Below are 24196 nucleotides of genomic sequence, written 5' to 3'. Positions count from 1 at the left end.
CCGGGGGCGGCGGTGGTTAGGACGGGGCCCCTGCGCGACCGAATGCGTGGACAGGGAGCCCTTCCTTGGGCCTCGGGCCGGGGAGCGTGACCGGGGTGCCGGCCGGGGCGAGCAGCGCGCGCCCCGCCACGGCCAGCCGCCGTCGCCCGGATACGCGGGCCCGGCGCGCGAAGACGTCGTAGCCCTGGGCGGCCACCTCGTCGAGGATGCCGCCGTAGAGCGCGTACGCGGTCCGCATGCACGCCTGCGAGCCGGGTGCCAGCAGGGGGATGCCCGGCGCGGCGGCGGCGTAGTGGGCCTGCGCACGGGTCACCTCGTACGCGATCAGGTCCCGGATCCGCGGGGTGCTCCGGCGCCCGGCGACGGCGGCGAGCAGGTCCTCCCGGGTGACGCCGAACGCGGCGAGGTCCTCGTCCGGCAGGTACGTCCGGTCGCGGCCCAGGTCCTCGGCCACGTCCCGAATGAAGTTGGTGAGCTGGAAGGCGAGGCCGAGCTGGCGGGCGGGCTCCCGGGCGGCGGCCGGGTCGGAGCTGCCCAGGATCGGCAGCATCATCGTGCCGACGACGGCGGCGGAGCCCTCCATGTAGTCGAGCAGGTCGTCGTACGTCCGGTACGAGGTGACCGTCAGGTCCATCGCCATGCTGCGCAGGAACGCCGCGAAGTCGGCCCGGTCCAGGTCGAACACGGCGATGGTGTGCAGGACGGCGGGCAGCAGCGGGTCGTCGACGGGTGCGCCGCCGAGCCCGGCCAGGAAGCGTGCCGACCAGTCGTCGAGTCGGGCCGCCCGCTCGTCCGGCGACGTGTCCTCAATGCGGTCGACGATCTCGTCCGCGTACCGGGTGAAGCCGTAGAGGGCGTGCACGTGCCGGCGTTTCCAGGCGGGGAGCAGGCCGGTGGCGAGATAGTAGGTGCGGCCGTGACGCCTGTGCAGCTCGCGGCAGCGGTCGTAGGCGGCGGCGAGGTCGGTGTCCACGGCCCTCCTCGGCAAAGCGACGCATCAATCGACGCAACTCGTAACCCTACGGTACGCTCGCCGGGCGGGCGGCGACGCGGTTTGTCGGGCGCGACTGGGCGGCCTGCCGCTGGAATGGTGGAGCGCCGGCGGCCGACGTTCCGAAGGAGGTGACCACGTGCGAACCGTGACGGGACCGACGGACCGGGTGGTCGTCGTCGGCGCCGGGCTCGGCGGGCTGGCCTGCGCGCTCCATCTGGCCGGCGGCGGCCGGCAGGTGACGGTGCTGGAGCGCGAGCCGGTGCCGGGCGGCCGGGCCGGCCGGCTCGACGTCGACGGGTACGAGTTCGACACCGGACCCACCGTCCTCACCATGCCGGACCTGATCGCCGAGGCGCTCGGCGCGGTCGGCGAGGAGCTGGGCGACTGGCTCGACCTGACGCCGCTCGACCCGGCGTACCGGGCGTACTACGCCGACGGCTCCACGCTGGACGTCGTCACCGACACGACCCGCATGGCGGCCGGGATCGCCGCGCTCTGCGGTCCCCGGGAGGCCGACGGCTACCTGCGCTTCGTCGACTACGCCCGGGAGCTGTGGCGGCTGGAGCGGGCCGACTTCATCGAGCGCAACCTCGACGCGCCGACCGACCTGCTCACCGGCAACCTGCTGCGGCTGCTGGCCAACGGCGCGTTCCGCCGGCTCCAGACGAAGATCGAGCAGTTCTTCCGGGACCCGCGCACCCAGCGGATCTTCTCCTTCCAGGCGATGTACGCCGGGCTCGCGCCGCACGACGCGCTGGCCATCTACGCGGTCATCGCGTACCTCGACTCGGTGGCCGGGGTGTACTTCCCGCGCGGCGGCGTCCACGCGGTCTCCCGGGCGCTGGCCGGCGCGGCCGAGAAGCACGGGGTGCAGATCCGGTACGGGACCACGGTGACCCGGGTCGAGACCGCCGGCGGCCGGGCGAGCGGCGTCACCACGGCGGACGGCGAGTTCGTCCCGGCCGACGTGGTGGTGCTCAACCCCGACCTGCCGGTCGCCTACCGGGACCTGCTCCCGCCGGCCCGGCGACGCCGGCTCACCTACTCGCCGTCCTGCGTGGTGCTGCACGTCGGATCACGGCAGGGCTATGAGAAGATCGCGCACCACAACATCCACTTCGGGCGGTCCTGGAAGGGCACGTTCGACGAGGTGATCCGTCGGGGGAAGCTGATGACCGACCCGTCGTTGCTGGTGACCAACCCCAGTCGGACCGACCCGTCGGTCGCCCCGACCGGCCGGCACACCTACTACGTGCTCGCCCCGGCGCCCAACCTCGACCGGGCCCCGCTCGACTGGCGCGGCGACCTGAGCGGCCGCTACGCCGACCAGCTCGTCGCGACGCTGGAGGAACGCGGGTACGTCGGCTTCGGCGCCGGCGTCGAGGTGCTGCGCACGGTCACCCCGGCGGACTGGGCCGAGCAGGGCATGGCCGCCGGCACCCCGTTCGCGTCCGCGCACAGCCTCTTCCAGACCGGCCCGTTCCGCCCGTCGAACCTGCACCGGTCCCTGCCCAACGTCGTCTTCGTCGGCTCCGGCACGCAGCCCGGCGTCGGCGTGCCGATGGTGCTCATCTCCGGCAAGCTGGCCGCCGCCCGGGTCACCGGCGGTGCGCGATGATCGGGGCACGCGAGGCGCACCTCGTCGAGCTGGTCGACGACGCCGGTCGGGCGCACGGTGAGGCGACCGTGGCCGCCGCCCACCAGCCGCCCGGCCAGCTGCACCGCGCCTTCTCGGTCCTGCTGGTCGACCCGGCCGGCCGGGTGCTGCTCCAGCGCCGGGCCGCCGTCAAGACCCGATTCCCGCTGCGCTGGGCCAACTCGTGCTGCGGCCACCCCGGCCCCGGGGAGCCGTTGGCGGAGGCCGCCAACCGGCGGCTGGCCGAGGAACTGGGCGCCGGGCCCGTCGACCTCACCCCCGTCGGGGTGTACGTCTACCGCGCCGACGACCCCGCCACCCTCCGGGTGGAGTTCGAGTACGACCACGTCCTGCGGGCGGACGTACCGGCCGACACGCCGCTGCGCCCCGACCCGGACGAGGTCGCCGAGCTGCGCTGGGTCGACCCGGTGGAGCTGGCGGGCGCCCTGGACACCGACCCCGACGCGTACGCACCGTGGCTGGGCGGGGTGCTGCACCGCCTGCTGCACCCGTCCCCGCCCGCGGAGGGCGCCCCCGGCACCAGCGTGACCCGGTCCGACGCCCCCACCGGCGACGCGTCGGAGCGGCCGGGTGGCCGATGAGGCGCTGAGCGCGGGGGCGGTGGCCCGCCGGCTGGGTGTCGCGGTCACCACGCTGCGCAGCTGGCACCAGCGCTACGGGCTCGGGCCCAGCCAGCACGTGCCGGGGCAGCACCGGCGGTACACGCCGGCGGACCTCGCGCGCCTGGAGGTCATGCGCAGGCTCACCGCGGAGGGCGTGCCCCCCGTCGAGGCGGCCCGGTGGGCCCGCCGGGCCCCGGCCGCGCAGACGCCCACAGCGAGCCCGTACGAACGGCCGCCGCACGGCGACCCGAACCACGTGCCGGCTGTGGGCGAAGCGGCGCAGGGGCGGGTCGGCGAGGGGCGGTCGGCCCGCGGCGGGCGGGGCGTCCCGGTCGGCCGCGCCGGCCCGGCGGCGCGCGGGCTCGCCCGGGCCGCGGTACGCCTGGACTCGGTCGCGATCGCGGAGGCGATCGGGCGTCATCTGGCCGCCGAGGGGGTCGTCGCCACCTGGGACCGGCTGCTGCGGCCGGTGCTCGCCGGCATCGGCGACCGGCACGCCGCCACCGCCGGCCTGATCGAGGTGGAGCACCTGGTGTCCCGGTGCGTCTCGGAGGCGTTCGCCGCCGTGGCGCGGGGCAGGACGGCCGCCGGGCCCGCGCGGATCCTACTCTCCTGCGCGGACGAGGAGCAGCACACCCTGCCGCTGGAGGCGCTGGCCGCCGCCCTGACGGAGGCCGGCGTCGCGTACCGGACGCTGGGTGCCCGGGTGCCGGCGGCGGCGCTGGTCGAGGCGGTGAACCGCACCGGACCGGCCGCCGTGGTGCTCTGGTCGCACACCCGGGACACCGCCAGCCCGGCCCAGCTCGCCGCGCTGCTTTCCGGCCCCCGCCGGCCGCTGCTGGTGCTGGCCGCCGGGCCGGGCTGGCAGGCGGACGCGCTGCCGGCCGGCGTGCTCCGGCCGGCTGATCTCGCCGAGGCGCTCGCGCTGACCCTGGCCGTGTGCGACTAGCTGGACGACCCGGTAGGGGCCTGACGGGTCTGCCCATTTCGCGAAGCTTCCACTAGCGTCGAGTCGCCCACGGACCCCACCCCTCGGAGCGACGATGAGCGCACGCGCCGTACTGGCGTTCGGCCTCAGCCTGGTCCTCTTCCTCGCCGGCTGCGCCGAGCGCGCGAACGCCCCGCGCCCGGAGGCCGCCCCCGCCTCGACCGGATCGGCGAAGCCGATGCCGACGCCGACGCCGCCGGCGACTCCGAAGCCCACCACCTCGCCGAAGCCGAAGCCGAAGCCGACCCGGACCGCCCCGCCCCGGCTCCGGCCGCTTCCCACCACGCTCCCGGCCGGGCTGCGGCGCACCACCGGCAGCCACGCGGTCGCGCTGACCTTCGACGACGGGCCGGACCCGGTCTGGACGCCGAAGATCCTCGACCAGTTGAAGGCGGCCAAGGCGCAGGCCACCTTCTGCGTCATCGGCACCCGGGCCCGGCGCTACCCCCAGCTCGTCGCCCGGATCGTCCGGGAGGGCCACCAGCTCTGCAACCACAGCTGGCAGCACGACCTGAACCTCGGCCGGCGGCCCGTCGGCGAGATCAAGGCCGACCTGGTACGCACCAACCGGGCCATCCAGGCGGCGGTGCCGGGCGCCAAGGTGCCGTTCTACCGGCAGCCGGGTGGGCGGTGGACCCCCGAGGTCGTGGCGGTTGCCCGGCAGCTCGGGATGCGCCCGCTGCACTGGGCCGTCGACCCGCAGGACTGGGCCAAGCCCACCGCCCCCACGATCCGGCAGCGGGTGGTCAAGGCGACCCGGCCCGGTTCGATCGTCCTGTTGCACGACGGTGGCGGCGACCGGGCGGCCACGGTCGCCGCCTGCGCGAACCTGATCGGGGAGCTGAAGCGACGCTACGGGCTCGTCCGGCTCCGCTAGACCGGCCCTGGCCTGCGGTTTCGCGCGCGGCCGGCCCCAGGGGCATACCGATTTGGTCCGGGGGCCGGCCGTCACGTATGCTTTCCAAGCCTCCGGCGGGGCCGGATGGGAGCAAGTCCGCTAGATTTGTGAGTGTGCAATGATAGCGGGGCCGCCCTCATCGTCTAGCGGCCCAGGACGCCGCCCTTTCAAGGCGGTAGCACGGGTTCGAATCCCGTTGGGGGCACGACCGGCGCAAGCCGGAGCAACACCGGTAAACACCAGCTAGGTCCTGTGGAGCAGTCGGAGTGCTCGCCGCCCTGTCAAGGCGGAGGTCGCGGGTTCAAGTCCCGTCAGGACCGCAAGCGCTGACGCCGCGCGCATGTTGCGCGGCGTTCTGCGTATCGGAGCAGGTGCCCTTCGGGCGGTGAGGCCGTCACCTGGGTACCATGAGCCGAGCAGCACGGCCAGGTAGCTCAGTTGGTACGAGCGTCCGACTGAAAATCGGAAGGTCGGCGGTTCGACCCCGCCCCTGGCCACATAGCCTTTCGCCGGGCTATTAGGGCGGTGACCAGCGGAAACGCGGTCACCGCCCTAAGTCTTTCTCCGGCCCATTCATCGACAGGTTCCCCCGCTACCGACCGTGTGGGCTCACCAGCCCCCGCTTGATTCGCGAGGCGACGCCGGCGCGCCGCAGGTACTTGTAGGTCCGGCGGTCGAGGACGGCGTCGTACTCGTCGCCGGTCTTGAGCTTCTGCTTCACGCGGCCTCGCCTCGCTCGTGCTGATCGACGATCGACGCGCGGGAGACCAACGGCGCCAGGCGGTCGCGGTCCTCGCCGGCCAGGTAGCCGGTCGACGCCGGGTCGCCGAGCGCGGCGACGGCCAGGTTCGCCTGCTCGGCGTCCATGGGCCACCGCTTGCTGGTGAGGCCGCCGTCGTCGTGTTCGATGAGGTGGATGATCACGTGCCTGTCGGCCATCACGCCCCTTCCGGATCGTTGGGGCCGGCCAGCCAGTAGCCGACGAACTCGGTCTGCATGTACGTGTGGGTGTGGCAGCCCATGCACACCAGGTACACCCGGCCACCCCGGGTGTTGGGCTGGCGGATGATGACGCGCCGCCGTCGTCAAGCAGCTGGGACTCGAAGACGAAGGACACCGGCTGCCAGCGGTGCGGCTCACCGTCGTTGCACAGCGCTGCACGGCCACCCCGGTTTGGCCAGCAGGTCCGCGCGGCTGAGGCCGTAGCTGTTGTGCATCGGGTTGGTGCAGAACAGGTGCGCGCCGGCGAAGTGGGCGCTGCCGGTGCACGGGTAGTCCGTGCCGTGGTGCATGCCGCCGGCGCGGACCACGCCGTCGTCCTCGCACAACCGCAGCAGCATGTGCCGCCGCTGATCGTCGGTCATCTACCGCCAGGCCTTCCCGTTGATCGGAGGGACGTCGAGGTCGCGGTGGCCGCCGCGGTGGGCGGCGAGCAGCTGGTGGCGCATCGCCCGCCAGCCGTGGTGCTCCTGCCGCCGCCGGCGCTTCCGGCCGGGCTGGCTGGCGCAGAGACCGCAGCAGCCGCGGGTGCCGGTGAAGGTTGGCCCGCAGCGGGTCCAGACCTTGCGCGGCTTGCCGTCGCGCTCGTGCAGATCGCAGGGGATCGAGAGCTTGACGAGGTAGCGCTTCAGCTCGGGGTCCCACTCGTCGAGGAACCAGTGGTTGTGGCGCACCCGGAACTCGCGGCGGCAGTACGGGTCGCGCTCCTGGACCCAGAAGGGTCGGTGGACATCGGTACGGGCCATGGTGACGACCTGCCCTTCAGCACGGCCGTGATCCGCAGGCCGATCGTCCGGCCGGGCTCCTCGTAGATGCGGAGCATGGCGCCCACGTTGCAGGCCATCTCGGGCGGCGCCTCCTGGTCGAGTGGGTGAAATGCCGGTACGAGTGGAGTCGGGGGCGTGCCCTTCTCCCGGCTCAGCAGGGGAGCGCCCGTCAGGCGGTGGTCTTCACGGCCGGGAAGGTACGGCGGTGGCCAAGATTCGGCAACGTGGATCGCGGCCAGACATGACGCGGCCCGCCTGATCCAGTCGGATCGGGCGGGCCGCTTGACCGCCGAGCGACGACGGTCAGTTCATGGCGACCTCGACGGTCTGGCGGGTGCCCCAGCTGCCGGTCTTCCAGCAGGTGGCCACGCCGTACCAGCGGATGGCGCGCAGCCACACGAGGGCGAAGAAGACGGCGACGGGCGAGAGCGCCCACGTTCCCCATTGGTAGAGCAGAGGCTGGTCCGAGCGCCGAATGGTCATGTACCGCAGGGTCTGGGCGTAGCCGACGACGATCGGTACGCCCAGCATCCAGGGCAGTGCCTCGATCCGGAAGTCGATCACCGGGGAGACGAGCATGACGGCGACGAACAGGACGGTCGCGGCGACACTCTGGGTCCAGCGCAGGATGTGCGCCCACCAAGCGAAGCTGCGGATCGGCAGGTAGCGCACCCGCCACCAGCTCCGGATGAAGGAGCCGCGCATCCAGCGCAGGAACATGCGGTTGAAGTGGCCGATCCGGTCCGGCATCAGGGAGTAGGCGAACGCGGTGGGTTGCTGGACGGTTCTGCCGCGGAGCATGGCGAACAGGGTCAGCATCGAGTCGTCGCTGAACGGGACCGGTCGGCCGAAAAACGTCTCGGCCAAATAGGAGTGCAGGTTGTTGCGGATGAGGTCGGCGCGGTATGCCGCGATGGGCCCGGAGTTGACCCAGACACTGCCGAGCACCGACAGCGAGGAGCGGTCGGTGAGTTGGCCGGCGACGAACCAAAGGTCGGTGAAGCGGGTGAGGAAGTTGGTCCTATGCTTGCCCCAGTCCTGCTTGACGCGGACGTTGGCTGCCATGACGATCCCGGCGACGGACTGGACTTCCGGGTTGCCGAAGGGCTTGAGCAGCTCGGCGAGGGCGCTGGGGTCGGAGACGGTGTCGGAGTCGACGGTCCAGTAGACGTCCGCCTCGGGGGTGTCCATGACCGCCTTGGCTTGGGCATGACGCTTGCCGGCGTTGGACTGGATGTGCCAGACAGGGCGGATGCCGTGCATCGGCGCCACTTCGAGGAACCAGCGCTGAACCTTCCGGTAGCCATCGGTGTGTTTGGATCCGTCGTCGACGACGTAGATCGTGTCAGGCTTGCGGGTCTGGAAGATCATCGACATGAGGCACTCTTGCAGCGCCTTCGCGTCTTCGTTGTACGCGGGGACCAGGGCGACGACGCACAGCTGGTCGAGCTGCTTCTGCACCCTGTCGGTGACCTTCGCCGGCCGCTCCAGGTACGCGGCGCCGAACTGAATAACCAGGAACAGGAACATCACCGCGTAGGCCAGGGTCAGGCCGCTGCCGCCGCCTTCTAGAGTGCCGAGAGCGGCCAGCACGTGGTGGCCCATCCACGCCGCAGCGGCGGCCAGAACGACCGCCGCCACGAAGAGGTGCCGCCCCCGGACGATCCGGGCCGTCACTGGCCCGCAGGGCGTCCGCGCCGCCAGCCGAGGCGAACGAGAAGCGACCCGAGTAGGATGACGCCGATGGCGACGCCCACGATGGCCACCTCCCGCGGCATCGTGATGCTTCCCTCCAGGCCCAGCACCCCGCCGCCGAGCGTCACCGCTCCGGCTCCAGTCTTGGGCAGCGATCCACCAGACATCAGGATGATCTCCATTTCTTGTTGCAGCCGTTTGGACGCAGCGACCGGAACGGCAGACCGGTCGCTGCGCCGGGGATGGCCAGCGAATGCCGAGCAGGGCCCCCGCGTGCAAGCTAGGTGCCTTGGAAACCTAAGTCAAGGTTGTGGCCAAAGAGTGTCACTTCACATGCCACGATCTGGGAGCCGAGCAAGGAGTTCCCCATGGCCAGAGTCCCTGACTACGTGCGCGTCGTGAATGACATCGCCGGGCTGATCGAGGTCGGAGAGCTGAAGGGCGGCGACCGCCTGCCCACCTACGCTGAGCTGGCCAAAAGGTACGAGGTCAGCGTCACCACCGTGCAGACCGCCCTGCGTATCCTGTCCGAGCGCGGACTAGTGGAAGGACAGCAGGGCAAGGGCGTGTTCGTGCGCGACCAGACCCAACAATAAAGGCCGATTGGGCGATGCGCCCTCGGCTACTCGTTCAGCTCCCGCAGGTGCTGCGTGCGGCGAGCTTCATAGCCCTTGACCCAGCCGCGGTACCAGTCGTTGCGCCCGTTGGCGACCACAACCCTGAGCAGCCCCGCCGCGTACACCGGGTACCAGTGCAGCGCGGTCGAGGCGGCGGTAACCGCAAGGAACACCCAGGTCGCAACGCGAGTCCGGCGGATGCCCCACCTCGGCATCCGCCAGCCCCTCCGGCGCGGGCGGCGGCGGGAGCACTCGCCTGGCCAGGCCCCGCCCGACCCTCTCGGTCGTCGCCACCCATGGTGAACCATGACGCGCGGCGGATTGATCCCCGCCGAGTGCCGAGGGTTCACTCGTCGCAGCGGCGGCCCGAGAACGACGCCAGCTCGTTGGCCACGTCGAGCCGGCACGCGGTGCAGCGCTGCGCCGGGCCGGCGTGCGTCCGCTCCGCGTGCCGCGCCTCCATCGCGACTGCGAAGGCGACCTCGCCGCCGGTCGCCCCGTTGCACGCCGCCTGCGGTTTCCGCACCGCCGGCATCCGGCGGCGGATCGGCCGCCACCACGGCACCTGGCGCGACGTCACCCTCATCGAACGCCGTAGCCCCACCATCGGCTGACAGGAAGAGCAGCGATGCGCGACAGGCCCCGCGTCCTGTCCGTCCGCGTCCACAACACCGGCCGCTCCCGGATGGCCGCCGGCTGTGAACCTCCCGACAGCACATGAGCGACGGTCGCCTTAGCGGCATGCCGACCGCCGCGTCGGTGGGCGCGGCGCGACAAGCCAAACGCGGCGTATCTCCACGAACGCGACGGCAACCTGACCACGGCGGTGTCGGGGCCGCAAGCGCGTCCGGAGGACAAACGCCGCTGTCCGGCATCCGGTCGTACGGGTGTCCGGAAGCGGGCACTCACACCGGTGCGCCCGCGCTTCCGAGCCGGTAGGGTCCGGCCCTATGGGACAGGAGATGACCGGGCCGACAGACGTCCGGCAGGATGTCGCGCAGTTCTCGCTCCGCAGCACGCTCCTCGTCCCCGCCTCAGCCGAGCACGCCTTCGCGGTGTTCACCGGCGCATTGACCGACTGGTGGGTCGCCGAATACACCTGGTCCGGGCCCGTGGCGCTGGCCGAGCTGGGGATCGAGCCCCACGCCGGCGGCATGCTCTACGAGATCGGCCCGTACGGCTTCCGCAACGACTGGGGCCGCGTGCTCACCTGGGATCCGCCGCGCCGGCTCGTGTTCACCTGGCAGATCGGCCCCGACCGGGTGCCGGTGCCCGACCCGGCGCAGGCGAGCGAGGTGGAGGTGCTGTTCCTGCCGGATGCGGATCGGGTGCGGGTGGAGGTCGAGCATCGGCACTTCGACCGGCACGGCGAGGCGGCCGAGGGGTACCGGCAGGCGCTCACCGCGGGCTGGCACGAGCTGTTGTCCCGCTTCGTCACCGCCGTCGCCCGCAACCACCCGCCGCTGTCCTGACGATCACGGCCGCCCCCGACGTCCAGCTCCCGCGCCGCCGGCAACCGGTGGGACGGCCCGGGTAGGCGATCAGCGGCCGATCCCCCCGGCCGGCCGAACGTCGCCGACGGCTCCCCGCCCGCCCAGTTCCGCCCGGTGACCGGCGGCGGCGCCGGAGCGGAACCCGGTGCCGGCGAGCCGGCGCGGGGCGGCGGAGCGCAGCCGCGGGTACACCTCGGCGACCCGGCGCTGGACCCGGTCCGAGCGGTCTGCCAGCACCAGCGCGACCGACGGCCCACCGACGTCGGCGACGGCGCTGGCCTCGGCGTCGCGCAGCCGCGCGCCGACGACCTGGGCGAAACCCGCGAGCCAGGAACGCCGGAACGCCGCCGGGTGCTCGCCCGGCGGGACGGCCGTCGCGGCCAGCCCGTGCGCGGCCTGCACCAGCAGCGAGGTGAAGAGCACGTCGACCCGCTCCAGGTCGCTGGTGAAGCCGAACAGGTGCATCGCGAACCCGCTGCCGTGGCGGCGGCGCACGCAACGGCAGCGCAGTGGGTCGGCGACGGCCGCGAGCAGCCCGGCCTTGTCGCGGGCGTACGGGGCGACGACCTCTACCACCCGGTCGCCGACCGGATCGCTGGCGGGGTCGCGGGCGGCCAGCAGCGCCCGGTCCACGCCGTAGCGGGCGATCAGCTCGGTGGCCTTCGCCGTGAAGGCCGCGGACTCCTGCGGCGTGCAGGCCGGGTCCTCGGCCTTCGCCAGCAGCTTGCGCACCTTGGCGAGCATGGCCTCCGACATGCCACCACAGCTATCACACCGGCGCTGGCCGGGAACCGTCGCGGACACCCGGCGCGGGCCGTGGGCGACGGCGCCGGGGCGTCAGCGGACCCGGCTGCGCAGGGTGGCCACGGTGGAGCCGGCGAGCGTGAGCAGGCAGTCGGGCAGCAGACCGTCGGCGACCGCCGCCCCGAACAGGGCCTCCCCGGTGTCGGCGTCCGCGTTCGCGTACGCACTGACGAAGCGGGCCACCCAGCGGGTGTCGTACCCAGCGTTGTCGATGCCGGGGAACTCCAGGGCCGCGCCACCCGACCGGGGTACGTCCCCGACCATCGTGGCCGCCAGGCACCAGGCCACCCCGTACGCCCCGGCCAGGCCCGACCGGTCGACGACCGCGTCGAAGGTACCCACCACCGCGGCGCCGTCCCCGGACAGTGCCGAGTGAAGCACGGCGGTTGCGTCGTCCAGCATCTGCTGCGGTACGTCAGTCACCTGGCGAAGAGTACGACGAGTGGTCAAGCGGTGACCACCGGACAGTTTGGTCGTGGCCCGTCCGTGTCCGCACGCGCCGAGCAGGAGAATCACCGTCCTCCACGGTCCCACCGGCGGGTCCGGCACGCTAATGTGCGCAGCGGACCTTCGCCCGAGGAAGGACGACCATGCTCCCATCACACGGTCCGCGCGCCGCCGCTCTGGTGGCCTGCGGGGCGTTGCTCCTGGCCGGTGCCGGCTGCGGCACCGACAAGGCCGAGGAGAGGACCACCACCCCACAGGTCCGCCTCTACGGCACCGACGGCAACATGCAGAACTCGTACGCCGAAGGGATGAAGGAGCGCGCCGATCTGATCGACGGCATGAAGGGCACGACCCCGTCCACGCCGTTGCCGGACGCCTTCAAGAACAGGCTGCGGGCCGTCGACCCGAAGCTGAACGACTTCCTCTACGCGGCGGAGTCGTACGACGCGGTGCTGATCAGCGCGTTGGCCGCGCAACTGGCGGGCACCACGGAGCCGGCCGCGATCGCCAAGCAGATCGTCGGGGTCACCAACGGCGGGCAACGCTGCGAGGAGGCGGTGGCCTGCCTCGAACTCGCCCGCAAAGGTCAGGACATCGAGTATCGGGGCGTGTCGCTCAACCGGGCGGGCTTCACCGACGCCGGCGAGCCGGCGACGGCCAGCTACGCCACGCTGACCTTCGGGTACCAGAAGCTCGACGAGGGCAAGACCGAGTTCGTCGGCGCCGGTGACGAGTCGGCGGCGAGCACCAGGAAGCCGCCCCGGGCGCGCCCGCAGCGCGGCGACAGCAAGGCCCCCGACGCGCCGCTGGTCCTCGGCGGCCTGCTGCCGCGCAGCGGTGACCTGGCCATGGCGTACCCGCCACTCGCGGCCGGGGCCACCCTGGCGGTCAGGGAGGTCAACGCCGCCGGCGGCGTGCTCGGCGAGCCGGTGACCTGGATCGCCGGCGACGACGGCACCAACCCGGATGTCGCGAGGGCCACGGTGGCCTCGCACATCAAGGAGGGCGTGCACGTCATCATCGGCGCCGGCGCCTCGGGCATCTCTCGGGCGGTGCTGCCGGACGTGGTGGCCGCCGGCCGGGTGCTGTTCTCACCGTCCAACACCGACGCCGGGCTGACCTCGATCGAGGACAAGGGCCTCTACTTCCGTACGGCGCCCCCGGACAGCCTGCAGGGCCGGGCGCTGGCGGACGTGATCCTGCGCGACGGGCCGCACAGGATCGTGCTGGTGGCCCGGAAGGACTCCTACGGCGAGGGCTTCCGGGAGGCCGTCCGCGCCGAGCTGGAGCGGGCCGGGATGGGCGACGACCGGGTGAAGCTGCTGACGTACGAGCCGCCGGCCGACGCCCAGGCCCCGCCGCTGGACTTCTCCGCCGGTGCCCGCGAGATCAAGGAGTACGGCGCGGACGCCGTGCTGGTCATCGGCTTCGGCGAGTCCGCACAGGTGATCCGGGCGCTCGCCGACTCGGGCGTGCAGTTCCGGCACTGACGACGACGAACGGCCGCCCCCGGAAGTCCTCCGGGGGCGGCCGTCGCGGGTCCGTCGCCGGGGCGCGGGCTGTCAGCGGGGGCGGCGGCGTTCCAGGAACTCGGTCATCCGCCGCCGCTTCTCCTCGTCCTCGAACAGCACCGCCTGGCTGACGAGGTCGAGCTGCGGATGGGCGGCCGGTGGCGCGTCCACGGCCAGCTTGGTGAGGCGAAGCGCGAGAGCGGACGCCGTCGCCATCTCGTCCAGCAGGCCGTGCGCCGCGGGCAGCAGCTCGGCGGGCTCGGCGACCACCCGGTTGACCAGTCCGATCCGCAGCGCCTCCTCGGCGTCCACGCGCCGGCCGGTGAACAGCAGCTCCTTGGCGCGGGCCTCGCCCACGAGCGCTGGGAGCCGGTGGGTCGCGCCCGCCCCGGCCAGGATGCCCAGCCGCACCTCGGGCTGGCCGAAGACCGCGCGGGCCGTGCACACCCGCAGGTCGCACGCGTACGCCAGCTCGGCGCCGCCGCCCAGCGCCGGCCCGTCCACGGCGGCGACGGTCGGCATCGGCAGCGCCCGGATGCGGGCGAACGCGGCGGAGTTGATCGCGGCGAGCGCGTCCAGCCGGCCCCGCTCGCGGAGCTGACCGATGTCCGCCCCGCCGGCGAAGATGCCCTCCGCGCCCCCGGTGAGCAGCAGCAGCCGGGGGCGGGCCTCCAGCTCGGCGCAGACCGCGTGCAGCTCGCCGATCAGGTCGGCGTCGATCGCGTTACGCTTCTCCGGCCGGTCCAACGTCACCACCAGCCGGTCCGGGTGTTCCTCCAGCCGCAGGCCGCTCATTTCCTCACGCCCCCTTCCCAGGTGTAGAAGCCCTGTCCGGACTTCTTGCCCAGCCTGCCGGCCGCGACCATCTCCTCCAGCAGCGGCGGCGGCGCGAACCGGTCCCCGTACGCCGCCTGGAGGGTACGGGCGATGTCGAGCCGGACGTCCAGGCCGACCAGGTCGGTCAGCTCCAGCGGGCCCACCGGGTGCCGGTAGCCCAGCACCATCGCCTTGTCGATGTCGGCCGGGCTGGCCACCCCGTCGGCGACCATGCGGATCGCTTCCAGGCCGAGGGTGACCCCGAGCCGGGAGGTGGCGAAGCCGGGCATGTCGCGTACGACGACGGGGGCCTTGCCGAGCCGGCCGGCCAGCGCGACGGCCGCCGCCGTGGTCTCCTGGGCGGTGGCCGGGCCGACCACGACCTCGAGCAGCGCCATGGCCCAGACGGGGTTGAAGAAGTGCAGCCCGAGGAAGCGCTCCGGGCGGTCCAGTCCGGCGGCCAGGTCGGCGATCGGGATGCTGGAGGTGTTGCTGCCCAGCAGCGCGGGGCGCAACGCGGCGGCGTCGCGCAGGACGGCGCGCTTGAGGTCCAGCCGCTCGGGGACCGCTTCGACGACCACCTCGGGCTCCGGCGCGACCTCGGCGAGGGCGGACCGCAGCGTCAGCCGGTCCCGGTTCGCCGCCGCCTCGTCGGCGGTGAGCTTCCCCCGCCCCACCGCCCGCTCCCACAGCTCGTCGAGGCGCTCGCCGGCGGCGGTGGCCCTGCCCGGGTCCACCTCGACCAGTTCGACGCGGTAGCCCGCGCCCGCCGCCACGTAGGCGATGCCGAGGCCCATCGTGCCGGCCCCGACGACGACAAAACGACCGTTCATGACGTCTCCTCGCTGCGTACGGCGGCTTCGCGGGGTCTCCGCCGTGCCGGGCCGCCCGCTCCGCTGGCTCATGGGTGCGACCCTATGCAGCACGGTCGGCGGCAGGATGCGTGGGGGCGCGCCGACGCGGGTAGGACGGGCGACAACCAAGGGAAGGACCGAACATGAGCCAGGCACCGCAGAATGTGGACAACGCGGAGACCGTGGAGACCCGCGGCGACGAGCGGATCGACCTGCTCCGCGCGGACACCAACAACGACGGCCGGACGGACGTCTGGGTGGTCGACACCGACGGCGACGGCCGGGCCGACCTGTTCCAGTTCGACACCGACCACGACGGCAAGGTGGACGTCACCATGGTCGACCTCGACGAGGACGGCACCCCGGACGAGGTGGTCGACGGCGACGGCGGCCTCCCGCCCGAGCAGCTGCCCCCGACCGTCCAGGTCTGACGTGGAAGGAGGGCCCCGACGGGCTCACCCGCCGGCCCGCCCCGTCGTATCCTGGCCGAATGAGCACGTTGGATCGGCTCGCCGCCGAGAAGTACCTGCTGCTCACCACGTTCCGCCGGGACGGCCGGGCGGTGCCGACGCCGGTCTGGGCGGTCCGCGACGGGGACGCGCTGGCCGTCTGGACGGCCGCTGACTCGGGCAAGGTGAAGCGGATCCGCCGCAGCGGAGAGGTGACGGTGGCCCCGTGCGACGTCCGGGGCCGGCCGCACGGCGAGGGGGTGCCCGGCCACGCGACACTCTACGACCTGGCCGGCACCCGGCGGGTGCGCGAGCTGATGAAGCAGAAATACCGGATGCTCGGCCGGCTGAGCCTGCTGGCTAGCCGGCTGCGGCGGGGTGAGCGCGGCACGGTGGGCGTCCGGGTCACCCTGACCGAGTGAGCCGTGCGCGGGTCGTCCCAGACAGCGTCAGGGGCGGCAGAGCCTCGCTGTCGCGATACGCTCGCCGCCCCTGACCTCTGAACGTCTCGGAGCTTCTCTCGTCGGTCAGTCTCCCTGGCGCTGCTGCGGGATCTGCCCCTGCAGCAGGGCCCGAACCTCCGACTCGCGGTAACGACGGTGGCCCCCCAGGGTGCGGATGGCGCTGAGCTTGCCGGCCTTGGCCCACCGGGTCACCGTCTTCGGGTCGACACGGAACATCGACGCCACCTCGGCCGGTGTGAGCAGCGGCTCCGGTTCGTGCGTTCGCGATGCCATATCGGTCACTCCTCCACAGGTATAGACATCGGCCGGGGTCCCGCCGGCCGACGCGTCTCCCATGGTCCGGCTAGTCCCCGATGTCCGACATGGGCCGAACGGCCGAAGGTCCCTAGACGGACGGATGAACCATGCCCGATTTATACGACTAATACGCCTCAGAAAGTGTCTTATCAGGACTCATGATCACGGTTCGTGATGCGTAAACTACGAGCACCCCTCGGGTTGGGAGCCTTCCCATGGGTGGTTTTCAACCCCTTGGGAACTCCGTACCCAGGTCAGGGCTAGTTCCAACGCTCCAGCAGCTGAACGGCCCGCCACCGTGCCACGAGCTTGTCGTACGCCGCCGAGGCCGCCTCGGTCTCCCCGTTGGAGAGCCCGGCCAGACCTCGTGCCACGAGCGCCGGGGAGTCGTCGGCCTCCAGCGTCTCGTCGGAGAGCAACTGGACCAGCCCGCCGTAGTCCAACTCCACGACAGAGCGGGGGTGGAACTCCTCCAGCCATCGGGCGGCCTCCTCGACCGCCTCGGTGATCGGCGCCTCGCCGACGGTCTTGCGCAGCACCGACAGCGCGCGGGAGGAGCGGCGACGGGCCCGCGAGATCTCCGTCCGGTAACGCAGGGCCCGCCGGCCCGGCTCGGTGACGAAGTGCCGCTCCGCCGGCTCGAACAGCACGAACCAGCGCAGCGGCACGCCCCACGTCGCGATCTGCTCGTGCACCCGGGGGACGCCGTGTTCGAGCACCCGCGCCCCGCTGCGCCAGTCCTCCACGACCGCCTTGGCCTGCCCGGCCAGCACCGGGGGCACGAACGCGTCGGCCAGCACCGGCGGCACGCCGTCCCGGGCGCTGAGCGCCGCCTCCGCCACCCGGACCCGCAGGTTCCACGGGCAGACCAGCAGGGTGTCGTCGGTCTCCAGGACGTACGCCTCGTCGGGCAGGTCGGGCAGCCGGGTCCAACCCGCGCCGAGCGCCTCGATAACGACCGTACGCTGCCGCACCGGCCCCTCGGAGGGGGCGACGGCTCGGCCCTCCTGGGCGTAGCGCCGCCAGAACGACTGGCGTTCCCGGTCGAAGGCGGTCAGCGGCTCGTACATGCGCAGATACGAAGCGAAGAGCGACGGCACGGCGCGATCCTCCCACGAGACGGAACCCGGACGCCCGCAGCGCCCCCGGAACACGGCTGGCATGCCTGCTCAGGCACCCCGGGTAGCCCTTGTGCCCGCACCCGCCAGCGGCAGTACGGTGTCGGCCGATACTAGGCTCGGCAGCACCGGCAACATCCCGCCGGCGCGCCACCAGGGCCGCGTCCCACAAGGATGCCCACCGATACAGGAGCCAGCCATGGGCGTATTCGCCAGCACCGACGACCCGTTGTCCACCGGTCACGAACAGGTCGTGTTCTGCCAGGACAAGCAAACCGGACTCAAGGCGATCATCGGGATCTACTCCACCGCGCTGGGCCCCGCCCTCGGCGGCACCCGCTTCTATCCGTACGCCAGCGAGGAGGCGGCGCTCGCCGACGTGCTGGACCTGTCCCGCGGCATGGCCTACAAGAACGCCCTGGCCGGGCTCGACCACGGCGGCGGCAAGGCGGTCATCTGGGGCGACCCGGAACAGATCAAGAGCGAGCCCCTGCTGCGCGCGTACGGCCGCTTCGTCGAGTCGCTGAACGGCCGCTACTACACCGCCTGCGACGTCGGCACGTACGTGGCGGACATGGACGTGATCGCGCGGGAGACCCGGTTCGTCACCGGTCGCAGTGTGGAGCACGGGGGCGCGGGTGACTCGTCGATCCTCACCGCCTGGGGCGTCTTCCAGGGCATGCGGGCCGCCGCGGAGCGCGTGTGGGGCGCGCCGAGCCTGAAGGGCCGCAGGGTCGGTGTGGCCGGCCTGGGCAAGGTCGGCAAGCACCTGACCAGTCACCTGATCGACGACGGCGCCGAGGTCGTGGCGACCGACGTCAGCCCGAAGGCCCTCGCCTGGGTGCGCGCCACCCACCCGCAGGTCGAGCTGGTCGACGACACCGCCGCCCTGGTCGCCTCCGACATCGACGTGTACGCTCCCTGCGCGCTGGGCGGCGCCCTCGACGACGACACGGTGGCGGCGCTGCGGGCCAAGGTGATCGCCGGGGCGGCCAACAACCAGCTCGCCCACCCGGGCATCGAGAAGGTCCTCGCCGACCGGGGCATCCTCTACGTCCCCGACTATCTGGTTAACGCCGGCGGCGTGATCCAGGTCGCCGACGAGATCGATGGCTTCAACTTCGAGCGGGCGAAGCTGCGCGCCACGAAGATCTATGACACCACCCGGGACATCCTGCGGCTGGCCGACGAGGAGGGTGTGCCGCCGGCGGCGGCCGCGGACCGGCTCGCCGAGCGCCGGATGGCCGAGGTCGGCCGGCTGCGCACGATCCATCTGCGGTGAGCCTCACGTCCGGGGGCGGGAGCGTTCCCGCCCCCCGGAACGGCGAGCCGGTGAAACCGGATGGCACGCCCGCGTTAAGCTGGAAATTGGGGAGATTCCTGCCGATTTGCCCGGCGTCACGAGCGAGTCGGCGTACGCCCCTTACCCGAGTACACTTGGTGACGGTCGGATCACCGCGACGCGCGGTGCCGGCTGACGGTAACCCGAGGTGCCGAACGGTGGCATCCCCATGTACCGTAAGAGCCACGAGAGATGCCTGACGTCATCGGGGCCCGCCTTCGGGCTGCCCCGCATTCTGTGCGAGGGGGTCGAGCCATGGGGCGCGGCCGTGCTAAGGCCAAGCAGACAAAGGTGGCCCGGGAGTTGAAGTACCACTCCCCGAACACCGACCTCACCGCCTTGCAGCGCGAACTGGCGGGTGCTGGCAAGTCGGACCACGACTTCGACGACGACTACAAAGAGTATGTCGACGACGATGACGATGATCATGCGGACGAGGACCCGGATCCCTGGGTCCGCCCGACCCGCTGACCCCCGGTCACATCTGAGCACGCGGTGAGCCCCGCGTGCTCACGCATGTGCCCATCGCGAGGCGGCGTGTCCACCGACGATCAGGGGCCTGCCGTGCCGGAGCCTCCGGGCGCACCGGCAGGCCCTTGATCGCGGGCACTTCTCAACGGGGGCGGTTGTTCCAGTTGTAGAACGTCGGGATGTTCTCGAAGTGGTTCCAGGCGCAGACCGCACTGGTGCCCTCGCCTACCGCCACCTCCGCCCGCAGCCGGCGCGCGTCCTCCGCCTCGCGGAGCAGCGCGGTGAGCCCCGCGGCGCCCTCCCGCACCCGCTCGGCAACCCGGTCGACGACGGCTGCCCCGGCGCGCTCAGACGGCCGGTGTCCGGTGGTCTCGGGCATGGTCCAACACTCCCTCCAGTAGGCGGATCTTGCTGTTGCGGCAGTGGTCGGTCTCCGTACTGTCGAAACGCCCCAGCTCGAAGTAACGGTTGGCGGCGTGACCGCCCCCGCAGAAGCCGAAGTACGGGCAGGACGCCCGGCACGCCTCGACGCCCGCCAGGAACTCGCCCACCCAGGGCGTCCCCGCCGCACCGGCGAGGATCTCCGCCAGCGGGGTGGTCAGGACGTTACCGCTGCTGAAGTCCCCGTACTGGGGGTCGGTGAAGCCGGCCAGTTCGGGCGAGAGCACGGTCACCGACCCGTCGTGGCCGACCGTGGGGATCGGATCGAGCCGCCGGGGCAACAGGTCGTCCGCCGTGCCGTCGAGGACCGCCCCGACGTACCGCAGCGACCACTCCACCTCGCGCAGGTGGATGCGGGGCGCCCGCCGCCAGGCGGCCACCAGCTCGGCCCAGAACGCCCGCACCGCCGCCGCCTCGTGGGCGTTGCCGCGGGTGTTGACGCCCTCCGTCTCCTCGATGTTGACGCCCAGCACGTCGCAGCCGAGGCCGAGGAAGTAGTCGTACAGTTCGGTGGCCCGCCCCGGCGTCGGGTCGTTCACCACGGCCAGCGCCGAGAACGGCAGCCCGTGCCGGCGCAGCGCGGCCACGCCGCGCACGATCCGGTCGTACGCCGGCCGGCCCGCCCGCGTGACCCGCTCGTCGTTGCGCCTGCGCGGGCCGTCCACGCTGACGCTGACCCGCATCCGGTGCGTCGCGAAGAACTCGCACCAGGCGTCGTCGACCAGGGTGGCGTTGGTCTGCACGTGGTGCTCGACCCCGGGATGGAACGGGGCGAGCAGGGCCGCCAGGTGCTCCCGGCCGGCTGCCAGGGGCTCCCCGCCGTGCCAGACCACCGAGAACCGCCCGGCCGCCGCCCACGGGTTCACCGAGGCGGCCACCGCCTCGGCCACCGCCACGGGCATCCGCCGGTCGACGGCCCGCAGCGGCAGATAGCAGTACGCGCAGTCGAGGTTACACAGCGTGGTTGGCTGCATGACGACGTACGACGGGACCGCCGCGATGCCGCGCATCCCGCCGACCGACCGTTCCCGAGCAGCCATCGCCCTCCTTCCTGGCCTGAAGGCGCCCTTCAGGCTAGGCGGCGATGGCCACTCGGGTGAACCCCCGATCAGGTGCCCGGATGATCAGCGCAGCGTGATCATCCCCGGGTGTGCTGCCCGACCATCTGCACCTTGCCGGTGCCCTCGATGATCTCGCCGGCCTGCCAGGCGTCGACGCCCCGCCCGGTCAGCGTGGCCAGGGCCCGGTCGGCGTCCTCGGCCGAGACGACGGCGAACATGCCGACGCCCATGTTGAACGTGGACTCCATCTCCGCGTCCTCGATCCGGCCCTTGGACTGGATCAGGTCGAAGACCGGCTGGGGCTTCCAGGTGGACCGGTTGACCACGGCGTCGACGTGCTCCGGCAGGACCCGGACCAGGTTGCCCGGGATGCCGCCGCCGGTGACGTGGGCGATCGCCCGCACCTCCGCCTCGGCGATCAGCTTGAGGCAGTCCTGCGCGTAGATCTTCGTCGGCGTCAGCAGCTCCTCGCCGAGGGTGCGCTGCCGGCCGAAGTCCTCGATCACCACGTCCAGCCGCATCCGGCCCGCGCCGAGCAGCACGTGCCGGACCAGCGAGTAGCCGTTGGAGTGCAGGCCGGAAGAGCGCATGGCGATCACCACGTCGCCGACCTCGACCCGCTCCGGGCCCAGGATCTCGCTCTCCTCCACCACGCCGACGCCGGTGGCCGAGACGTCGTACTCGTCCGGGCGCAGCACGCCCGGGTGCTCGGCCGTCTCGCCACCGAGCAACGCGCAGCCGGCGTACCGGCAGCCGTCGGCGATGCCGGCGCCGATCTCGGCGACCTTGTCGGGAACGACCTCGCCGCAGGCGATGTAGTCGAGCAGGAACAGCGGCTCGGCACCGCAGGCGACCAGGTCGTCGACGACCATGGCGACCAGGTCGATGCCGATCGTGTCGTGGATGTCGAGCTGCTGGGCGATCACCAGCTTGGTGCCGACCCCGTCCGTCGAGGACGCCAGGATCGGGTTGCGGTACTTCGCGGTGTCGAGCCGGAACAGGCCCGCGAACCCGCCGAGGTCGCCCAGGACCTCCGGCCGCCTGGTCTGCCGCACCTTGGACTTCAGCAGCTCGACCGCGCGGTCGCCCGCCTCGATCGAGACGCCGGCCTCGGCGTACGAGACCGAGCGTTTGCGCGCGGGGCGGCCGGACCCGGCCGTCCAGGGCTGGCGGTCGCCGCCGGTGCCGGTCGGGCTGCTTCCGGTGCCGCTGCGCTCGGACACGTGCGTCACGGTTCTCCCCTTTGTGGTTCTCGCGGGCGCCGGTGGTGGCCGGCCGTAACCGCGTCGGGCGGTGCTATGGGCGGTGTACGGTCGCGCCGCCCGAGGTGGCGACGAGCGGTGGGACATTGCGGTCGGGATCCTCCGGCGCCGCGTTGGCGATCCGGCGTCCCACTCCTTCGAGCACGTGCTTGCCGATCAGGTTCCCGTCCGGCAGCGGGATCGGGTATTCCCCATCGAAGCACGCCCGGCAGAGGCGGGTCTTCGGCTGCTCGGTCGCGGCGATCAGGCCGGAGAGCGAGACGTAGCCCAGCGTGTCGGCCCCGATCGACCGGCGGATGCCGTCGTTGTCGAGCCCGTTGGCCAGCAGTTCCGCGCGGGTGGCGAAGTCGATGCCGTAGAAGCACGGCCAGCTGACCGGCGGGGAGGAGATCCGGACGTGCACCTCCAGCGCACCCGCCTCGCGCAGCATCCGGACGATGGCACGCTGGGTGTTGCCGCGCACGATCGAGTCGTCGACCACGACCAGCCGCTTGCCGCGGACGTTCGCCCGCAGCGGGTTGAGCTTGAGCCGGATGCCGAGCTGGCGCAGGGTCTGCGACGGCTGGATGAAGGTCCGGCCGACGTACGGGTTCTTCACCAGGCCGGCGCCGTAGGTGATGCCGGACTCCTCGGCGTACCCGATCGCGGCCGGCGTACCCGACTCCGGCACCGGGATGACCAGGTCGGCCTCCACGGGGTGCTCCTTGGCGAGCTGGCGACCGATCTGCACCCGTGCCGCGTACACGTTGCGGCCGGCGATGGTGGCGTCCGGGCGGGCGATGTAGACGTACTCGAAGAGGCAGCCCTTCGGCTCCGGCGCGGCGAACCGGGCGGAACGCAGGCCGTCCTCGTCAATGGCGATCAGCTCGCCCGGCTCGACCTCGCGGACCACGCTCGCGCCGACGATGTCGAGCGCGGCCGTCTCGCTGGCCACCACCCAGCCGCGCTCCAGGCGGCCGAGCACCAGCGGGCGTACGCCGTGCGGGTCGCGGGCCGCGTAGAGGGTCGACTCGTCCATGAAGACGAAGCTGAACGCGCCGCGCAGCTGGGGCAGCACCTCCAGCGCGGCGGCCTCGACCGAGAGGTCGGGCCGGCTGGCCAGCAGCATGGTCACCAGGGAGGTGTCGTTGGTCGCGCCGTCGGCCACCAGTCCGCGCTCGCTCACCTCGCGCTGGAGGTCGGCCGTGTTGACCAGGTTGCCGTTGTGGGCCAGCGCGATGGTCGTGCCGGCGCTGGTGGACCTGATGGTCGGCTGGGCGTTCTCCCAGGTCGAGGCGCCGGTGGTCGAGTAGCGGGCGTGCCCGATGGCGACGTGCCCGCGCAGGCTGGCCAGGGTGGGCTCGTCGAAGACCTGGGCGACCAGGCCCAGATCCTTGTAGACCACCACGCCGGAGCCGTCGCTGACCGCGATCCCGGCGGCCTCCTGGCCACGGTGCTGGAGGGCGTAGAGCCCGAAGTAGGTCAGGTTGGCGACCTCCTCCCCCGGCGCCCAGACGCCGAAGACGCCACACGCGTCCTGCGGGCCGGGTCGTTGGGGGTCAAGGTCGTGGCTCAGCCGGCCGTCGCCTCGGGGCACCTGCCGCTCCCTCTGCTGGTCGGGACTGGTTCTGGCGGGATCACGGGGGTGGGTCCGCACTTCTCGGCCGGGACCCTGTCGTCGCCTGACAGTGTACGCGAACCTGCGTCAATACAGAAAGTCACGATTCGGCCGCTCTGTGTGACTTGTCTCCCAGGACTATTCGCCCAGGTGGAGCGGAAGGTGAGCGGAAAGGTCAGCCCGGGCGCCACTGACCCGAACGCGGCCCTCGGCGACCACCTCGGCCCAGCCTCGGCGGCCCGTCGCGATCTCCAGCCAGGTGACCGGATCCGTCTCCACCACGTTCGGCGGGGTGCCGCGGGTGTGTCGAGGGCCGGATATGCACTGCACCGCGCCGTATGGTGGGACACGCACCTCGACCGATCGGCCGGGGGCACGCTCCGCGAGGGCCGTCAACAGGACACGGACCGCCTCCCGGAACACCGGCCGTTCGGGGGTACGACCCTCGTCGAGGGCGGCGAACGCCGCGGCGACCGCCGCGGACTTTATGTGCGGAGAGGACACGACGGGACAATACGACCCGGGTATGGCGCTTTCGACGCTGGCCCTGGG

General features: G+C 72.4%; 31 protein-coding genes and 3 tRNA genes. 14 read left to right on the top strand and 20 right to left on the bottom strand.

All coding sequences use genetic code 11. The features are described 5' to 3' along the window. Window positions 1-16 precede the first annotated feature (16 nt). Window positions 17-973 (bottom strand): phytoene/squalene synthase family protein, encoded by a 957-nt coding sequence (locus JD77_RS13170; protein WP_145774662.1) that lies wholly within the window; start codon window positions 971-973, stop codon window positions 17-19. Between the two features lie 157 nt (window positions 974-1130). Here JD77_RS13170 and crtI point away from each other — a divergent pair, with 157 nt between their 5' ends. The 7 genes from crtI to JD77_RS13135 all read left to right on the top strand — a co-directional run bounded on the left by crtI (window position 1131) and on the right by JD77_RS13135 (window position 5636). Then, the gene (gene crtI / locus JD77_RS13165; protein ID WP_145774661.1) at window positions 1131-2612 is read left to right on the top strand and encodes a phytoene desaturase family protein; all 1482 of its coding nucleotides are present in this window, start codon (window positions 1131-1133) and stop codon (window positions 2610-2612) included. Beyond that, window positions 2612-3232 carry an isopentenyl-diphosphate Delta-isomerase gene (gene idi, locus JD77_RS13160; protein WP_145777563.1) on the top strand — a complete coding sequence of 207 codons (621 nt, stop codon included), beginning with the start codon at window positions 2612-2614 and terminating at the stop codon, window positions 3230-3232. Before crtI ends, idi begins: the two co-directional genes overlap by 1 nt. After that, a complete protein-coding gene (locus JD77_RS13155; protein WP_145774660.1) occupies window positions 3222-4202 on the top strand; it encodes a MerR family transcriptional regulator in 981 nt (326 codons plus the stop codon). The genes idi and JD77_RS13155 overlap by 11 nt, the downstream gene beginning before the upstream one ends. Window positions 4203-4296: 94 nt before the next feature. Beyond that, window positions 4297-5118: a polysaccharide deacetylase family protein gene (locus JD77_RS13150; RefSeq protein ID WP_145774659.1), complete on the top strand. Its 822-nt coding sequence runs from the start codon at window positions 4297-4299 to the stop codon at window positions 5116-5118. Window positions 5119-5271: 153 nt separating this feature from the next. Then, window positions 5272-5344: transfer RNA gene (locus tag JD77_RS13145), tRNA-Glu, on the top strand. A gap of 41 nt (window positions 5345-5385) precedes the next feature. After that, window positions 5386-5459, top strand: a tRNA-Asp gene (locus JD77_RS13140). A 103-nt stretch (window positions 5460-5562) separates the two neighbouring features. After that, window positions 5563-5636, top strand: a tRNA-Phe gene (locus JD77_RS13135). A 95-nt stretch (window positions 5637-5731) separates the two neighbouring features. Here the strand turns inward: JD77_RS13135 and JD77_RS34730 are convergent. The 6 genes from JD77_RS34730 to JD77_RS13110 form a co-directional block, all read right to left on the bottom strand. After that, window positions 5732-5860, bottom strand: a complete 129-nt coding sequence (locus JD77_RS34730; RefSeq protein WP_281292101.1) for a hypothetical protein — start codon at window positions 5858-5860, stop codon at window positions 5732-5734. Next, on the bottom strand, window positions 5857-6078 hold the full coding sequence (locus JD77_RS13130; RefSeq protein ID WP_145774658.1) for a hypothetical protein: 222 nt from the start codon (window positions 6076-6078) through the stop codon (window positions 5857-5859). The genes JD77_RS34730 and JD77_RS13130 overlap by 4 nt, the downstream gene beginning before the upstream one ends. A 197-nt stretch (window positions 6079-6275) precedes the next feature. Beyond that, window positions 6276-6503, bottom strand: coding sequence for a hypothetical protein (locus JD77_RS13125; protein WP_145774657.1), 228 nt, complete (start codon window positions 6501-6503; stop codon window positions 6276-6278). Beyond that, complete coding sequence (locus JD77_RS13120; RefSeq protein ID WP_145774656.1) at window positions 6504-6884, bottom strand: hypothetical protein; 381 nt, start codon at window positions 6882-6884, stop codon at window positions 6504-6506. It abuts the gene before it with no gap. A gap of 324 nt (window positions 6885-7208) precedes the next feature. Beyond that, window positions 7209-8498: a glycosyltransferase gene (locus tag JD77_RS13115; RefSeq protein WP_170286439.1), complete on the bottom strand. Its 1290-nt coding sequence runs from the start codon at window positions 8496-8498 to the stop codon at window positions 7209-7211. Window positions 8499-8578: 80 nt separating this feature from the next. Then, on the bottom strand, window positions 8579-8782 hold the full coding sequence (locus JD77_RS13110; RefSeq protein WP_145774654.1) for a hypothetical protein: 204 nt from the start codon (window positions 8780-8782) through the stop codon (window positions 8579-8581). A 186-nt stretch (window positions 8783-8968) separates the two neighbouring features. Between JD77_RS13110 and JD77_RS13105 the strand changes: the two genes are divergently transcribed. Next, complete coding sequence (locus JD77_RS13105) at window positions 8969-9196, top strand: winged helix-turn-helix domain-containing protein (protein WP_145774653.1); 228 nt, start codon at window positions 8969-8971, stop codon at window positions 9194-9196. A 26-nt stretch (window positions 9197-9222) separates the two neighbouring features. Here JD77_RS13105 and JD77_RS32055 read toward each other — a convergent pair whose 3' ends face one another. Then, window positions 9223-9390, bottom strand: coding sequence for a hypothetical protein (locus tag JD77_RS32055; RefSeq protein WP_170286438.1), 168 nt, complete (start codon window positions 9388-9390; stop codon window positions 9223-9225). A gap of 173 nt (window positions 9391-9563) precedes the next feature. Next, on the bottom strand, window positions 9564-9803 hold the full coding sequence (locus JD77_RS35465) for a hypothetical protein (RefSeq protein ID WP_211372549.1): 240 nt from the start codon (window positions 9801-9803) through the stop codon (window positions 9564-9566). 364 nt (window positions 9804-10167) lie between these two features. On the opposite strand from JD77_RS35465, the gene JD77_RS13095 reads away from it, so the two are divergent. Next, window positions 10168-10689 carry an SRPBCC family protein gene (locus tag JD77_RS13095; protein WP_145774652.1) on the top strand — a complete coding sequence of 174 codons (522 nt, stop codon included), beginning with the start codon at window positions 10168-10170 and terminating at the stop codon, window positions 10687-10689. 69 nt (window positions 10690-10758) lie between these two features. Here the strand turns inward: JD77_RS13095 and JD77_RS13090 are convergent, their stop codons facing one another. Both JD77_RS13090 and JD77_RS13085 read right to left on the bottom strand, forming a co-directional pair. Continuing rightward, on the bottom strand, window positions 10759-11466 hold the full coding sequence (locus JD77_RS13090; RefSeq protein WP_145774651.1) for a DUF2786 domain-containing protein: 708 nt from the start codon (window positions 11464-11466) through the stop codon (window positions 10759-10761). 81 nt (window positions 11467-11547) lie between these two features. Next, entirely contained in the window at window positions 11548-11937 is a 390-nt protein-coding gene (locus JD77_RS13085) for a hypothetical protein (protein WP_145774650.1), read from the bottom strand. A gap of 167 nt (window positions 11938-12104) precedes the next feature. Here JD77_RS13085 and JD77_RS13080 point away from each other — a divergent pair, with 167 nt between their 5' ends. After that, entirely contained in the window at window positions 12105-13451 is a 1347-nt protein-coding gene (locus JD77_RS13080) for an ABC transporter substrate-binding protein (RefSeq protein WP_145774649.1), read from the top strand. 72 nt (window positions 13452-13523) lie between these two features. Here the strand turns inward: JD77_RS13080 and JD77_RS13075 are convergent, their stop codons facing one another. Beyond that, on the bottom strand, window positions 13524-14267 hold the full coding sequence (locus JD77_RS13075; RefSeq protein WP_145774648.1) for an enoyl-CoA hydratase/isomerase family protein: 744 nt from the start codon (window positions 14265-14267) through the stop codon (window positions 13524-13526). Beyond that, complete coding sequence (locus tag JD77_RS13070; RefSeq protein WP_145774647.1) at window positions 14264-15121, bottom strand: 3-hydroxyacyl-CoA dehydrogenase family protein; 858 nt, start codon at window positions 15119-15121, stop codon at window positions 14264-14266. Before JD77_RS13070 ends, JD77_RS13075 begins: the two co-directional genes overlap by 4 nt. A gap of 164 nt (window positions 15122-15285) precedes the next feature. Here JD77_RS13070 and JD77_RS13065 point away from each other — a divergent pair, with 164 nt between their 5' ends. Both JD77_RS13065 and JD77_RS13060 read left to right on the top strand, forming a co-directional pair. After that, entirely contained in the window at window positions 15286-15573 is a 288-nt protein-coding gene (locus JD77_RS13065; protein WP_145774646.1) for a hypothetical protein, read from the top strand. A gap of 59 nt (window positions 15574-15632) precedes the next feature. Then, the gene (locus tag JD77_RS13060) at window positions 15633-16013 is read left to right on the top strand and encodes a PPOX class F420-dependent oxidoreductase (RefSeq protein WP_145774645.1); all 381 of its coding nucleotides are present in this window, start codon (window positions 15633-15635) and stop codon (window positions 16011-16013) included. A 105-nt stretch (window positions 16014-16118) separates the two neighbouring features. On the opposite strand, the gene JD77_RS13055 is transcribed toward JD77_RS13060, so the two are convergent. Then, window positions 16119-16328: a BldC family transcriptional regulator gene (locus JD77_RS13055; RefSeq protein ID WP_007073996.1), complete on the bottom strand. Its 210-nt coding sequence runs from the start codon at window positions 16326-16328 to the stop codon at window positions 16119-16121. A 284-nt stretch (window positions 16329-16612) separates the two neighbouring features. Continuing rightward, window positions 16613-17452 (bottom strand): DUF8083 family protein, encoded by an 840-nt coding sequence (locus tag JD77_RS13050; RefSeq protein WP_145774644.1) that lies wholly within the window; start codon window positions 17450-17452, stop codon window positions 16613-16615. Window positions 17453-17669: 217 nt separating this feature from the next. Here JD77_RS13050 and JD77_RS13045 point away from each other — a divergent pair, with 217 nt between their 5' ends. Further along, window positions 17670-18752 carry a Glu/Leu/Phe/Val family dehydrogenase gene (locus JD77_RS13045; RefSeq protein ID WP_145774643.1) on the top strand — a complete coding sequence of 361 codons (1083 nt, stop codon included), beginning with the start codon at window positions 17670-17672 and terminating at the stop codon, window positions 18750-18752. A 315-nt stretch (window positions 18753-19067) separates the two neighbouring features. After that, on the top strand, window positions 19068-19283 hold the full coding sequence (locus JD77_RS13040; protein ID WP_145774642.1) for a DUF3073 domain-containing protein: 216 nt from the start codon (window positions 19068-19070) through the stop codon (window positions 19281-19283). Window positions 19284-19425: 142 nt separating this feature from the next. On the opposite strand, the gene amcA is transcribed toward JD77_RS13040, so the two are convergent. From amcA to JD77_RS13015, 5 genes are all read right to left on the bottom strand, one after another. Further along, window positions 19426-19662: a multiple cyclophane-containing RiPP AmcA gene (gene amcA / locus JD77_RS13035; protein WP_145774641.1), complete on the bottom strand. Its 237-nt coding sequence runs from the start codon at window positions 19660-19662 to the stop codon at window positions 19426-19428. Beyond that, complete coding sequence (amcB, locus tag JD77_RS13030) at window positions 19631-20734, bottom strand: cyclophane-forming radical SAM peptide maturase AmcB (RefSeq protein WP_342799683.1); 1104 nt, start codon at window positions 20732-20734, stop codon at window positions 19631-19633. Before amcB ends, amcA begins: the two co-directional genes overlap by 32 nt. A gap of 128 nt (window positions 20735-20862) precedes the next feature. Then, window positions 20863-22017, bottom strand: coding sequence for a phosphoribosylformylglycinamidine cyclo-ligase (gene purM / locus JD77_RS13025; protein WP_145774639.1), 1155 nt, complete (start codon window positions 22015-22017; stop codon window positions 20863-20865). 64 nt (window positions 22018-22081) lie between these two features. Then, the gene (gene purF / locus JD77_RS13020; protein WP_145774638.1) at window positions 22082-23623 is read right to left on the bottom strand and encodes an amidophosphoribosyltransferase; all 1542 of its coding nucleotides are present in this window, start codon (window positions 23621-23623) and stop codon (window positions 22082-22084) included. Between the two features lie 159 nt (window positions 23624-23782). Then, complete coding sequence (locus JD77_RS13015) at window positions 23783-24148, bottom strand: sterol carrier family protein (protein WP_145774637.1); 366 nt, start codon at window positions 24146-24148, stop codon at window positions 23783-23785. Between the last annotated feature and the right edge of the window lie 48 nt (window positions 24149-24196).

This window comes from Micromonospora olivasterospora, assembly GCF_007830265.1.
Taxonomy (GTDB): Bacteria; Actinomycetota; Actinomycetes; order Mycobacteriales; family Micromonosporaceae; genus Micromonospora; species Micromonospora olivasterospora.
The sequence above is the reverse complement of the archived record's forward strand: the minus strand, read 5'-3'. Positions and strand labels throughout refer to the sequence as shown.